This window comes from Alteribacillus iranensis, from assembly GCF_900113025.1.
Classification (GTDB): Bacteria; Bacillota; Bacilli; order Bacillales; family Marinococcaceae; genus Alteribacillus_A; species Alteribacillus_A iranensis.
Genome location: NZ_FONT01000001.1, coordinates 710,866 through 724,145 on the forward strand (window position 1 = coordinate 710,866; position 13,280 = coordinate 724,145).

Here is a 13,280-nt window from a genome sequence, read left to right on the forward strand (position 1 = left end):
ATTTATCTCTCCATTCCTTTAATAGGCTGGTTCTGGTTGTTATATGTTTCCATCATCTCAATAAAATCATCAAATAATTCAACCGTATCTTCCGGACCTGGTGCGCCTTCCGGATAAAATTGAACACCAAATGCCGGGTGTGCCCGATGGGAAACTCCTTCTGGGGTCCCATCGTTTATATGTACGTGCGTTACCTCTAAATCGGTTTCTTGAAGAGAGTCTGTTTCTACAACATATCCATGGTTTTGGTACGTAATATCCACTTTGTTTTTTGCCAGATTTTTTACCGGGTGATTACTTCCCCGATGACCGGTATGCATCTTTACTACATTAGCTCCACACGCAAGAGCTAACAGTTGATAGCCTAAGCCAATTCCAAAAATAGGGACTTTACCAATTAACGATTGTACAACTCGGCGTGCCTGTTCTAAATCTTCTGGATTTCCTGGTCCGTTACTTAAGACGACGCCATCCGGGTGATAGGAAAATATTTCGTCAGCTGTCGCATGATAAGGCAAGACAAACATGTCACAGTCTTGGCCGATCAATTGACGAGACAAACTATGCTTCGCACCAAAGTCCATTAATACTACCCGGTGACCGTTCCCTGGTGCGTGATACGCATTCTTCGTTGATACTTGTCCAACCTGGTCACAAGATGGCTGAAAATTTTTTAGTTCGTTCACAACTGTTTGAGTATCTGCATCTGCTGCTGTAATACATCCTCTTAACGAGCCTTCTTTTCGTAAAAGTAAAGTCAGCCGCCTTGTGTCCACCCCGGATATACCAGGAATACTCTTTAATTTCAGCCATTCATTCAGAGTAGAAATGCTTCTAAAATTGCTCGGTTTCTCTGCAGATTCCTTGACTACCATTCCTCCTGCTGCTGGATTCAGCGCTTCGAAATCATCTCGATTGATGCCATATCCTCCTGCCAATGGATATGTCCACGTAACAATTTGCCCATAATTAGAAGGATTGGATAAAGTCTCCTGATACCCTGTCATACTTGTGGTAAAGACCACTTCCCCTTTTATCTCCTTATCACTGCCGATCCCTTCTCCATGAAATACAGCACCATTTTCAAGAATTAATTTTCTATTCATTTCCAGAAACCTCCTCATGATTGTCTCAATACATGCTTTAATAATGACATTCTGGCGAAAACTCCATTTTGCATTTGTTTAAATATACGTGAACGTTTGCACTCTACTAATTCATCAGCAATTTCCACTCCTCTGTTGACCGGACCAGGGTGCATAATGATACTACTTTTTTTCATCCTGCTTTCTCTATCTGTTGTTAATCCATAGGAAGAATGAAAGGAGTAAACATTCTGATTGGAAGCATGGTGACGCTCATGCTGAATACGAAGCATCATCATTACATCAGCCATGGGGATAGCTTCATCCATGGGCTGGTACATCTTTCTGTATTCGTCTGGAATCCATTTTTCTGGTCCGGAAACAGTGACATTCGCACCTAGCTTTCTAAGCAGTGAAATATTGGAACGCGCTACCCTGCTGTGTGAAATATCTCCCGCTATTACTACGTTAATGTTTTGGAATGACCCGAACTCTTGGCGAATAGTCATGAGATCAAGAAGAGATTGTGTCGGATGATTTCCGCAACCGTCTCCTCCGTTTATAATCGGTATATTTATTCCTGTTCGAAGATCATCAAAAAATTTTTCTTGACTATGACGAATGACAACCACATCAGCGCCGATGCTTTCCAATGTTTTTACCGTGTCATATAAAGATTCTCCTTTTTGAACACTCGATGAATCAGTGGCAAACGGTAGAATTTCCAATCCGAGATTTCTCTCTGCCGCTTCGAAGCTTAATTTTGTCCTAGTGCTTGGTTCATAAAACAAGTTCACTGCGTATAATCGCTGAAATAACGGTGTTTGTCGAGGTATTTGTGCTATATTCTCTGCCTCGTCTAACAGAGCATGAATTTCCTTTTCCTCCCAGTCCTCTGCACGAAAGACATGGCGTGGTGATTGGATATCCGAATGATTTGCGAACTCTTCTTTAGTCATGATCATGTATCGCTTCCTCCTTTTTATAAAAAGGCTCATACTTTTTTTCAGAACAAAAGTACTTGCACAAGATGTGCTGGCTTCTGCGTTGCAAACAGGACGTTTGCGTTTCTAGCAGAAGAACCACTAGCGACAAGCGCTGGAGACCCCGCCGAGGAGGCTTGCCGCCACAGAGCGGGTTGAAGCGACCTCGAGCCGATGGCGACTGGAGCCAATAAAAAATCCCCCTGAGAAACACTCAGGGGGCAGGGGGTCGTTCCCCGCGACAGCCGATCATTAGGTAAACACACACTTCACCTATTAGCCGTATCACCCTTGAGAGTCTCTCTGTACTCTATTTAAAGGGATATTTACTTTCAAGCAGTATCTTTTTTATTCTCTTGATCCATTTTATCTTTCATCGAAGCAAACATGGCTCCGTTCCCGTACCCGTATTCTTTACCCGGAAGGATAAGATTTAGAATAATTCCTAAGAAGGTAGCTAACGCCATTCCTGTAATTTCCACCCCTTCACCGAGGTTAATAAATGCTCCTCCGATTCCTGTTACGAGTATAACTGATGGAATAATGAGATTGCGCTTAATTCCAAAGTCAATCTGGTTATCAATCATCATTCTCATCCCAGAGGAAGCGATAATTCCGTATAACAGGATGGAGACTCCTCCCATAACAGCTCCTGGGATACTTGCTATCAATGCTTCTACTTTTCCAACAAAACCGAAGAAGATCGCAAAGACGGCAGCTCCACCAATCACAAAGACACTAAATACTCTCGTAATTGCAACTACTCCAACGTTCTCTCCATACGTCGTATTAGGAGGACCGCCTATCAGGGAGGCTACAATAGTTGCTACTCCGTCTCCCATAATCGTCCGGTGAAGACCCGGTTTTTTCAGGAAATTCCTTCCCGTCACTTTACTTAACACCATTGTATCGCCTATGTGTTCAGCTAAAGTAACTAGAGCAATCGGAGCCATTAAGATGACAATGCTCCAGCTCCAACTTGGAGAGAAGGTAACAAACGGAATAACAAAGTTTGGTACATGAAACCAAGGGGCAGCTGAGACTTCACTAAAATTTACTAACCCTGCAAATGAAGCGATGATGTATCCCCCAACTACTCCAAAAAGAATTGGTATTAAGTTGAAAAAACCTTTAAAGTACACAGATGCAATAATAGTAATGGCAAGAGTAGCCAAAGCTACACTGAAGTGAAGCATTGGGTTGATATATTGTCCGCTTTCTGCGTCGAAGTTCATCGCCATTTCAATTGCTGTTCCTGCAAGTCCAAGACCGATAACCATGATGACTGGGCCTACCACTACCGGAGGGAGAAGATTCATCAACCATTGCACTCCACTCCCTTTTATAAGCAGGGCAGCCACCCCGTACACAATACCAGCAGTGAATGTACCAATCATTACACCTTCTGGCCCTCCTATTGCCATGGCGGAGATGACTGGCATGATAAAAGCGAAGGATGAGCCAAGATATGCTGGTATTTGACCTTTCGTTATGATTAAATATGCAATCGTCCCGAGCCCACTTGATACTAAAGCTACCGCTGGGCTTAAACCCGTAAGAATCGGTACCAAGATGGTAGCTCCAAACATAGCAAATAAGTGCTGTAAACTTAAAATGATCCACTGGTTCCACTTCGGTACATCTTTGACATCTAACCTTACTTCTTCTTTTCTCATTGTACCTCTCCCCTTTTTTGAGATATATTGGAACGTCTATTCTGCCAGTAAGAAAAACGTATACTGATAAAAAAAGCCCCTTTGTCCCGGAGACAAAGAGGCAGAAATCACTGGCAGAAAGGCCGGGTGGCCCATACTAGGATCTTCACCTCTTTTCAGTCTCGCAGGACTGATTTAAAGAGATATATATTAAGTTCTGTTCCTAATAATGACTTGGTCTTTCCCATCTTCTTCCGTGAAACCGACAGCAATGAGTTCATCTTTAGCAGTAGGAACATTCTTCCCAATAAAATCCGGTCGGATCGGAAGCTCTCTATGCCCTCTGTCGATCAAAACAGCAAGCTGGATTTGTGATGGTCTTCCACCTGCGTCTATTAATGCATCCATTGCTGCTCGTACTGTACGCCCTGTAAAAAGTACGTCATCAATTAAAACGACCCGTTTATCATTTAAATCGATTGGAATGTCAGTGCCTTTTAACTCTGGATCAGCGGTGCTTGTTTCCGGAGTTAAATCATCTCGATACAGTGTAATATCTACTTCGCCGACAGGGATTGTTTCTCCTTCTATTCTGGAAATATTTTCCGCGATGCGGCGAGCCATGTGAATGCCTCTTGTTTTAATACCAATCAGCACGCAATCTTTTATACCTTTATTACGCTCAATTATTTCATGGGAGATACGTATGATAGCTCTGCGTATCGCTTGTTCATCAAGAAGAACTCTCTCTTTACTTTCCATCATTCAACCCGCCCTCTTTTAATGACTTTATATTGTCCCATAAAAAAACCTCTCATCCGATGAATGAGAGGGGTCTTTTTACATATACGTACACTTCAGCTGCAAGAATTACAGCCGATTCCTGTACATAAGATCCTTCTCAGCCTCACGGGACTACAATTAAAGGTACTCGTCTTTTATTATGTTTTAAAAGGTTATCATTTCTTCTGTTATAGTGATTATGACAGAATGTCAGGATGAAATCAATCCTTTTTTTCTAAATCCTCTATTAAAACCTTCATATCTCTCGGTAGTTCAGCTTCTATTTGCACCTCTTTATCTGTCGAGGGATGAGTGAATTCCAGTTGATACGCGTGAAGTGCTTGACCATTGATCGGTAACGTTTTAGCACGACCATATTTAGGATCACCGGCAACGGGATAACCGATATAGGCCATATGCACTCTGATTTGATGCATTCTCCCTGTCAGAAGCTGACATTCTAAAAGTGTGTAATTTTCCCAGCGATTCAGGACTTTAAAATATGTTACCGCATCTTTAGAGTTTTTATCGGTAACAGCCATTTTTTGACGATCTCTTAGATCTCTTCCGATGGGAGCATCAATTGTTCCATAATCATGAGGCAGATCTCCATGTACGATAGCCCTGTATATTCTTTTCACCTTTCGTTCTTGGAGCTGAAGGCCAAGTTTTTCGTGTGCTTTGTCATTTTTTGCTGCAACGAGAAGCCCGGATGTATCTTTATCCAGCCGATGGACGATCCCAGGACGCCATTCTCCATTTAAAGTAGAGAGCGTACTACAGTGGTGCATCAATCCGTTTACCAAAGTGCCAGTATGGTGACCGGGTGCTGGATGGACCACCATTCCTCGTGGCTTATTAACGACGATGACATCGTTATCTTCATAACGAACATCTAACTCTATTGGTTCGGGCAATAATTCTATTTCTTTCTTCTCTTCAGGAAAGACATCGATTCTATCATGTTCTTGTAACGTGTAATTACTCTTTATTCTTTTCTCATTGACTTGAACACGGTTCTCTTTTATCCAAGTTTGTATGACCGTCCGAGACCATTCTTCCTTTTTTTGAGCTAAAAATTTATCGATTCTACTGCCCGCTTCCCCTTGTTGAACTAACCATGTTTCTTGTTTCATTCTTTTAAATTCCTCTTTTCCTTCATTTCAGACACTGTCATCTTGATGATCAGTAAAACCACACCGGATACAAGCGCGGAATCAGCGATATTAAATATAGGATAATTGTAAGTGAATATGTAAACATCAAAAAAGTCTACCACTTCACCTAGTAATACACGATCGATAAAATTACCAATTGCTCCGCCAAGAATAAGCCCTAGTGATATGCCGTATGTGCGGCTTTCTTTTGCGTACTTCTGCATGTAATAGATGACTGCGATAATAACGACCACTGTCACAATGTAGAAAAACATCATTTGGCCTTGGAGGATACCAAAAGCTGCACCGGCATTGCGGTGAGAGGTAATATAAAAGAATCCAGGTATCACTTCTATACTTTCCCCAATGTCCATGTTCTTTGTAACCAAAAACTTTGTTAGTTGATCCAGACCGATAATTATTAATGCAACGAGATAATATACGATATTCATAATCGAAAGCTCCCTGTTTAATATAAGCATTCCCAAACAACAGGCATTTTCATTCTGCTGTTTGGGAAGGATTTGTTATACTTCGCTGTAATGAGTGGTAACAATATCAGCACACTTTTCACAGAGATCAGGATGCTTTTCATCATTCCCCACTGTCTCTGTTACTGTCCAACAGCGTGCACACGTCTCACCTTCAGCAGGAATAACAATAACCGATGTGTTTTCAAACATTTCAGCTTCTGATGGTGCTTCCGATTTTTCACCCGCTATCGATGCTTTAGATACGATAAATAGTTTATCCAGATCGCCTGCTTTTTCTAACAAAGCTTTTAATTCTTCTTCCGGATATAATTTTATCTCTGCCGTTAGGGATTTTCCAATCTTCTTTTCATTACGGGCATTCTCTAATGCTTTCAATACATCATCACGCGCTGCCATAATCTGATCCCACTTTGAAAGCAGCTCTTTATCTTTTTCTGTCAACATAGATTCTCTTGGCATGTCGGTCAACTGAACACTGTCTGCATCAGTGCCAGGGATGAATTCCCAAACCTCCTCTGCAGTGTGTGGAATGATAGGTGCTGCTAACTGAATCAATGACTGTAACGTGTCAAACATGACTGTTTGAATCGCACGGCGATTTTTATTGTTTTCCGCTTCAATATATAAAGTATCTTTTGCAATATCCATATAAAATGAACTTAGTTCTATCGTACAGAAATTATGGAGAGCATGGTATACCGTCATAAATTGGTAATTTTCATACCCTTGTTGAACCTTGTTAATGAGTTCCTGCAGCTTCACTACCATGTATTGATCAAGTTCTGACATGTCATCAACCGGTACGCGGTTTGTTTTAGGATCAAAATCATTCAAGTTTCCAAGCATAAAACGGAAGGTGTTACGAAGCTTACGATACACTTCAGCAACTTGTTTAAGGATGTCATCTGAAATACGAACATCCGCTTGATAATCGACGGAAGCGACCCAAAGCCTGAGAATGTCAGCACCGAGTTGTTTCATTACTTTATTCGGCACAACAACGTTTCCCATCGATTTACTCATCTTTCTGCCTTCTCCATCAAGAGCAAAACCATGACTTAATATCGATTTATACGGAGATTGACCTTTGACAGCAACACTTGTTGACAATGATGAATTAAACCATCCACGGTATTGATCAGATCCTTCTAGATACATATCCGCAGGAAAGCGTAAGTCCTCTCTCTCTTCCAAAACAGCTTGGTGAGAAGAACCGCTGTCAAACCAAACATCCATAATATCCATTTCTCTTGTAAAATCACCATTTGGACTATGCTCTGAGGTGAAGCCATCAGGAAGCAGTTCCTTCGTTTCCCATTCAAACCAAATATTAGATCCATGCTTTCGAAACAAGTCAGACACGTGATTAATTGTCTGATCGGTAATGATAGCTTCTCCATCTTCTCCATAAAAGATTGGAATAGGTACTCCCCACGCGCGCTGTCTGGAGATACACCAGTCACCGCGGTCGCGAACCATATTATACAGCCGTGTCTCCCCCCACTCTGGAATCCAGGAGACGGACCGAATCGCTTCTAGCAAATCCTCTCGAAAATCTTCGATCGATGCAAACCACTGGGCAGTTGCCCTGAAAATAACAGGCTTTTTTGTCCGCCAGTCATGCGGGTAAGAGTGTGTAATAAATTGAAGTTTGAGAAGGGAGCCTAACTCATCCAATTTCTGAGTGATAGGTTTATTAGCCTCATCGTAAAACATTCCTTCAAAACCGGGTGCTTCATTAGTAAAATGACCCTTGTCATCCACTGGACAAAAGGCGTCTAATCCATACTGCTTCCCTACGACATAGTCATCTTCCCCGTGTCCTGGCGCCGTGTGTACACATCCAGTACCTGCATCAATCGTTACGTGGTCACCTAATATGATTAAAGAATCTCTTCCATAAAGAGGATGCGCTGCCATGACATGTTCTAATTCTTGCCCTTTACATTTCTTCACTATTGCAGCTTGTTCCCATTCTAATTCTTTTTTCAGTTCTTCTAAACGGCCTTCAGCAATAACATACTTTTGCTCTCCCTCTTGTACCACTACATAGGTCAATTCAGGATGCACGGTGATTGCCAAGTTGGCAGGGATCGTCCAAGGGGTAGTAGTCCAAATAATGAACTTCTCATCTCCATCAAGAACCTGTTTCCCATCTTTTACGTCAAAAGCCACATAAATAGAAGGAGAGCGTTTGTCATGATATTCAATTTCTGCTTCAGCTAAAGCTGATTCAGATGAAGGAGACCAATACACAGGTTTTTTACCTTTATAGATATAGCCTTTTTTCGCCATCTCACCAAATACTTTAATTTGTTGAGCTTCATATTCATGCGTCAACGTTATATAAGGATTATCCCAATCTCCTCTGACTCCAAGTCTTTTAAATTGCTCGCGTTGACTATTAATTTGTTCATGAGCGTATTCTTCACATAGCTTTCTGAACTCAGCAATTGTCATTTCTTTGCGCTTCACTTTTTTATTTTTAGTAAGAGCCGTTTCAATAGGAAGACCGTGTGTATCCCAACCTGGTACGTAAGGAGCATGGTACCCCATCATGGATCGAGAGCGAACAATAAAGTCTTTCAAAACTTTGTTTAAAGCATGCCCCATATGAATATCCCCATTTGCATAAGGTGGGCCATCGTGTAGTACAAATAGCGGACGCCCTTTTGTTCTTTCTTGTACTCGTTCATACATATTGTCTTCTTCCCACTGTTTTTGTCGTTCCGGCTCTTTATTAGGAAGGTTTCCTCTCATTGGAAACTTTGTTTTTGGCATTAACAATGTCTCTTTGTAACTCATTTATTCTTCCTCCTATTTAAAGCGAATAGCTTTTATAATTTAAACGATGAAAAAAGGCCTCCTCATCCCTGAAAAGGGACGAGAAAGCCTCGCGGTACCACCCTTGTTGTTTACTTGAATAAAGCACAACCACTTTGCTTGCGATAACGGCTCTAGCCGCCGAAGCCTAATAATCATAAAGAATGTTCAGCTTCGGAACTCCAAGGTGATGTCCTGTTTCTTGTTTTACCGCGCTCTCACCACCCACGGTTCGCTGTGCAAAAACAGTCGGAAACAGGCACGTCCTTATCTTCGTTGGTTTTTGACTTTTTATTGATGAAATTATAGAACAAATGACGTGAGTCCGTCAAATTATTCACGAGAAGGCACATTTTCTTCTTCTAGTTCTTCTGTCCCTTCATCTCTTTCAGTTACTTGATCCCAATCTTCATTATGTAGCATTTCGAGCTGGGCTTCAATGAGCATTTTAAAACGCATGCGATAAACAGAAGCCTGTTTTTTTAGCTCTTCTATTTCCATTTCAATTTTCCTAGCCTTGTTTAAAGCATCGTTAATAATTCGATCTGCATTTTTTTCCGATTCTTTAATAATTAATTGGGCTTCTTTTCTTGCATTTCTGCGCACTTCTTCTGCAGATTCTTGAGCAACTAGAATAGATTTATTTAAGGTCTCCTCAATATTAGAGAAATGTTCAAGCCTTTCTTCTAATTCGTCCACCTTAGAAAATAATTCATTTTTTTCCCGGATTACTGTTTCATAATCTTTGATGACTTGATCTAAAAACTCATTCACTTCGTCTTCATCATATCCACGAAATCCTCGCGTAAACTCTTTATTATGAATATCTAGCGGTGTTAAAGGCACATTCCCCACCTCCTGTAAAGTTAAAAATATATGTAAGATTCTCATTCCCTGGATTCTTCATCGGGCTATTTCTCTCTTATTCGCCAAAAATAGAGACATTTCCTGCAGACAATGATATATTAGCGACTTCCTTTTGTTCCATAAACAATTCGCCAACGCCCTTTTTTGGTTTGACCCTCTACTTCACGAATGATCGTCCGCCCCAAACCACGAACAGAAACATAATCACCTTGTTGAAGAAGAGAGGATGCTTGGTCCGTGGTTTTCCAATTTACTTTCACAAGTTTCTTCTCTATATAGGCATTGGCTTTGCTTCGGGATATGTTATACATTTTTGCAATCAGCGCATCAATACGAAAAGAAGTAACAGTCGTAGTCTCGTATACCCATTCCTCTTCGACAGGAAGGATGTTATGAAAAGAACGTTCGGATAGAGTGACAGGACCTTTTCCGATTTGTTGAAGGTTCATTTCAACAAAAGGAGCAATCTCCTTTGCAGTTACAAATTGATAGTTCCCTTCGTATTCTAGAATATCTCCAAATTTACGCCTCTCCAGACCAAGTCCCATCAAGGAACCTAACACATCACGATGACTAATTTTTACGAATTTCGAGGGATAATGAATGTCATAAAGCGTCATATCAAAATCTTCTTCATGAATGTTTTCATAAAATGGATATAACAACGCCCTTTTTCTTTCACAGTTTTCACTGCCGCCCCAAAAAGATAAATAAACGATTTCGTCCTTTCCTACCACTGATGCAAGAATATCTTGTTCTCGCGGGTCCAAGAAATCAGTCAGCTTTTGATCATATGTGTGTTCAACTGCAGCTTTCCATTCTAAAGCTTGTTCTATAAATGCGTGCTCTTCTTTGCGGAAGTGTTCGAAAATTGACATCTCTAACCGTCCTTCATAACTCCTGTACCAACATGGAAGACGTACACCCAGCTTCAGACTAAATTAGCTCGAGTTTATTTCCATTCACTCGCGGTGCATAAGTCTCTTCCTAGTCTCCTAAGCTTATCACCTAAAGCTACCGCCTTACCCTTTGCTAGAATCAACCTAGAAAAAGAGTGCTTGCACTCCAAACCTAGCAAAATGAAGGGCAATAATCGCCACGATCGGTGATATATCTATCATTCCTAGAGGCGGTATAATGCGTCGAAAAGGCTCTAAATATGGTTCTACTAAACTTCCAAGCATTTGTCCAAAAGACGATTCTCGAGCGTTTGGAAACCAGGACATTAATATATAAGCAATAATAATCCACGAATATATTTGCATTCCTGTAAGCAATATAACTCCAATTGTTTGCATGAGTTGTAATCTCCTTTAAAATCGAATCAATCATGGGACTGGCTTAACATTTCGGATATGGCGCCGGAAACATCGACATTATCCGGAGTACATAGGAATATATGATACCCCACTTTTTGCATTTCCCCGCCAATAGCGTAAACGGTCCCACTTAAAAAATCAACTACTCTTCTTGCTTCTTCGTTAGGGAGGCGCTGCAGGTTAATGATGACTGATTTTCTATTTTTTAAATGGTCCGCAATATCTTGTGCCTCTTCATACACACGAGGTTCCACCAGCATAACCTTAGCTGATTGTTGAATGCTTTGCAAACTGACAACGTTTTTAGTATGATTCTCCTGTTCGGAGGTATCTGCCACTTCCACCTCTTCTTCAACTACGTCGTCATCTAACTCAAAAAAACGTTTAAATTTCGATTTAAAGCTCATCATTCTCCCCCCTTCCGCCTCGTGAATGACCCGTGATGTCAGAGTTCGTTAGCTTTTCCCTACTAAGAGACTGCCAATCCGTACAATCGTAGCGCCTTCTTCAACAGCAATGTGAAAATCATTAGACATCCCCATTGACAACTCCCGGCAAGGAGCATGCTTAAGATTTAAATCGATCACGCGATCTCGCAGTTCTCTCAGCCTCCGAAAGACAGGTCTCGTAGCTTCAGGATCCTCTTCATAAGGAGCCATGGTCATAAGTCCGACCACCTCAATTGATGGATATTGCTCAAGGGATTGAATGAAATCAATCGTTCCATCAGGTGATAACCCTGCCTTTGATTCCTCTCCTGATACGTTCACTTGAACAAAACAACGAACTTTCTTTTGTTCAGGACACCGCTTCTGAAATTCTTTTGCTAGTGATTTACGATCAAGAGAATGGAAATAATCATACTTATCAATGATTTCTTTTACTTTTCTCGATTGAAGAGTGCCTATGAAGTGAAAGGTAGCTTGTCCATTCAAAGCTTCCCACTTTTTCACCGCCCCTTCCAATCTGTTCTCACCTATATGATGTATCCCCGCTGCCACTGCAGCTTTAGCAGTATCCACTGATACATATTTTGTTACCGCCACGATTTTAACATCTTCGTGTTTTCGGCCTGATTTGTCACATGCTGTCTTAATTGTTTCTTGAATGTCTGCTAAATTTTCTGCAATTGTCACCGTGCTTTCCTCCTGTACTTTCCTTAGTTCCATCATTCTTTATTCCTATACATGTCATCATTCGGCCAGTTGTTCCTTGATCTCTCCGATGAGAAAAGAACAAATTATCCTCTATATATGTACAATGTTTGCTTATAAATATATTCTCAAGAGGTAATCCAGCTTTTTCAAGAAGGAGTGCGTTCATTTGTTTTAAATTTAACTGATAGTGGCCTTTCTTTGAAGTATACCATGGTTTCGGTTTCTCTTTCGGACATATCATATCCATTCGGTGAATGACTCTTTCATCTACTTCATAACGCGCTTGTGAAATAGATGGACCGATGACAGCTACTATGTCACCGACAGGAACCTCTTTTTTATAAATCCATTCTTTCACTAATTTTCCTCCGATATCTAAAGAGGTACCTTTCCAGCCGGCATGCGCAAGCCCAACGTAACGAGTCAGAGGTGAATAAAAAAATAAAGGGACACAATCTGCATAATAACTAGTTAAGAGGATTCCTCTCTCCCTAGTATACATTCCATCCGCTTCTAGTGGTGTCTCATTCAATATATTAGTGCTGGACATTTCTATAATATGATCTCCATGTACTTGTTCCGCCTCCACCCAATGAGAGAAGCCAGGACCTATTTGGTCTGCAATGGCCTGCCTATTTGCTGATACTGCGGCTGGATCATCACCTGTGTAGTAAGCCATATTTAATGAGTGAAAAGAATGACGACTATTCCCGTTGCGCCGAGTAGTCATTCCAGCTATCAAATCCTCATCATCATCGAATGGAGAAACATTCACTTCTAGAAAACTTTCAGAACGTGGAAAAAAAGGATCCTTCCTCACGCAAATCGCTTCCTTTATTCGTACATTTTGCCATAAATCGTCTATTTATTTTAACATATTTTATGATCATCCCATAGAAAGTTCTCGTTTGTTTTATTTATAATATGCTCTCTTCTTCTTTTTTTCTACGATGTTCC

General features: G+C 40.9%; 13 protein-coding genes and 1 other annotated feature. All 13 genes read right to left on the reverse strand.

Annotation, left to right across the window (positions count from 1 at the left end; genetic code table 11):
- Positions 1-2: 2 nt before the first annotated feature.
- Complete coding sequence (locus tag BM095_RS03510; protein ID WP_091657419.1) at positions 3-1,106, reverse strand: carbamoyl phosphate synthase small subunit; 1,104 nt, start codon at positions 1,104-1,106, stop codon at positions 3-5.
- 14 nt (positions 1,107-1,120) lie between these two features.
- Positions 1,121-2,050, reverse strand: a complete 930-nt coding sequence (locus BM095_RS03515) for an aspartate carbamoyltransferase catalytic subunit (protein ID WP_245757788.1) — start codon at positions 2,048-2,050, stop codon at positions 1,121-1,123.
- Positions 2,051-2,400: 350 nt separating this feature from the next.
- Positions 2,401-3,744 (reverse strand): uracil-xanthine permease family protein, encoded by a 1,344-nt coding sequence (locus BM095_RS03520; protein ID WP_091657422.1) that lies wholly within the window; start codon positions 3,742-3,744, stop codon positions 2,401-2,403.
- 189 nt (positions 3,745-3,933) lie between these two features.
- The gene (gene pyrR / locus BM095_RS03525; protein ID WP_091657429.1) at positions 3,934-4,488 is read right to left on the reverse strand and encodes a bifunctional pyr operon transcriptional regulator/uracil phosphoribosyltransferase PyrR; all 555 of its coding nucleotides are present in this window, start codon (positions 4,486-4,488) and stop codon (positions 3,934-3,936) included.
- A gap of 239 nt (positions 4,489-4,727) precedes the next feature.
- Positions 4,728-5,642 carry an RluA family pseudouridine synthase gene (locus BM095_RS03530; protein WP_091657433.1) on the reverse strand — a complete coding sequence of 305 codons (915 nt, stop codon included), beginning with the start codon at positions 5,640-5,642 and terminating at the stop codon, positions 4,728-4,730.
- Positions 5,639-6,115, reverse strand: coding sequence for a signal peptidase II (gene lspA, locus BM095_RS03535; RefSeq protein ID WP_281243857.1), 477 nt, complete (start codon positions 6,113-6,115; stop codon positions 5,639-5,641). Before lspA ends, BM095_RS03530 begins: the two co-directional genes overlap by 4 nt.
- A 75-nt stretch (positions 6,116-6,190) precedes the next feature.
- Entirely contained in the window at positions 6,191-8,962 is a 2,772-nt protein-coding gene (gene ileS, locus BM095_RS03540; RefSeq protein ID WP_091657439.1) for an isoleucine--tRNA ligase, read from the reverse strand.
- A 71-nt stretch (positions 8,963-9,033) separates the two neighbouring features.
- Positions 9,034-9,263: a binding site (T-box leader), on the reverse strand.
- A 50-nt stretch (positions 9,264-9,313) separates the two neighbouring features.
- Positions 9,314-9,826, reverse strand: coding sequence for a DivIVA domain-containing protein (locus BM095_RS03545; RefSeq protein WP_091657443.1), 513 nt, complete (start codon positions 9,824-9,826; stop codon positions 9,314-9,316).
- 119 nt (positions 9,827-9,945) lie between these two features.
- Positions 9,946-10,725: a YlmH family RNA-binding protein gene (locus BM095_RS03550; RefSeq protein WP_091657450.1), complete on the reverse strand. Its 780-nt coding sequence runs from the start codon at positions 10,723-10,725 to the stop codon at positions 9,946-9,948.
- Between the two features lie 165 nt (positions 10,726-10,890).
- The gene (locus BM095_RS03555) at positions 10,891-11,145 is read right to left on the reverse strand and encodes a YggT family protein (RefSeq protein WP_091657455.1); all 255 of its coding nucleotides are present in this window, start codon (positions 11,143-11,145) and stop codon (positions 10,891-10,893) included.
- A 26-nt stretch (positions 11,146-11,171) separates the two neighbouring features.
- Positions 11,172-11,573 carry a cell division protein SepF gene (locus tag BM095_RS03560; RefSeq protein ID WP_091657461.1) on the reverse strand — a complete coding sequence of 134 codons (402 nt, stop codon included), beginning with the start codon at positions 11,571-11,573 and terminating at the stop codon, positions 11,172-11,174.
- Between the two features lie 48 nt (positions 11,574-11,621).
- Entirely contained in the window at positions 11,622-12,302 is a 681-nt protein-coding gene (locus tag BM095_RS03565) for a YggS family pyridoxal phosphate-dependent enzyme (RefSeq protein ID WP_245757789.1), read from the reverse strand.
- A complete protein-coding gene (gene pgeF / locus BM095_RS03570; protein WP_091657470.1) occupies positions 12,259-13,143 on the reverse strand; it encodes a peptidoglycan editing factor PgeF in 885 nt (294 codons plus the stop codon). Before pgeF ends, BM095_RS03565 begins: the two co-directional genes overlap by 44 nt.
- Between the last annotated feature and the right edge of the window lie 137 nt (positions 13,144-13,280).

What these genes read in the sequence shown, in the direction of transcription:
- BM095_RS03550 (WP_091657450.1), bottom strand. Translation starts at nt 10,725, where the DNA reads ATGTCAATTTTCGAACACTTCCGCAAAGAAGAGCACGCATTTATAGAA.
- BM095_RS03560 (WP_091657461.1), bottom strand. Translation starts at nt 11,573, where the DNA reads ATGAGCTTTAAATCGAAATTTAAACGTTTTTTTGAGTTAGATGACGAC.
- ileS (WP_091657439.1), bottom strand. Translation starts at nt 8,962, where the DNA reads ATGAGTTACAAAGAGACATTGTTAATGCCAAAAACAAAGTTTCCAATG.
- BM095_RS03555 (WP_091657455.1), bottom strand. Translation starts at nt 11,145, where the DNA reads ATGCAAACAATTGGAGTTATATTGCTTACAGGAATGCAAATATATTCG.
- lspA (WP_281243857.1), bottom strand. Translation starts at nt 6,115, where the DNA reads ATGAATATCGTATATTATCTCGTTGCATTAATAATTATCGGTCTGGAT.
- BM095_RS03515 (WP_245757788.1), bottom strand. Translation starts at nt 2,050, where the DNA reads ATGATCATGACTAAAGAAGAGTTCGCAAATCATTCGGATATCCAATCA.
- BM095_RS03530 (WP_091657433.1), bottom strand. Translation starts at nt 5,642, where the DNA reads ATGAAACAAGAAACATGGTTAGTTCAACAAGGGGAAGCGGGCAGTAGA.
- pyrR (WP_091657429.1), bottom strand. Translation starts at nt 4,488, where the DNA reads ATGATGGAAAGTAAAGAGAGAGTTCTTCTTGATGAACAAGCGATACGC.
- BM095_RS03510 (WP_091657419.1), bottom strand. Translation starts at nt 1,106, where the DNA reads ATGAATAGAAAATTAATTCTTGAAAATGGTGCTGTATTTCATGGAGAA.
- BM095_RS03520 (WP_091657422.1), bottom strand. Translation starts at nt 3,744, where the DNA reads ATGAGAAAAGAAGAAGTAAGGTTAGATGTCAAAGATGTACCGAAGTGG.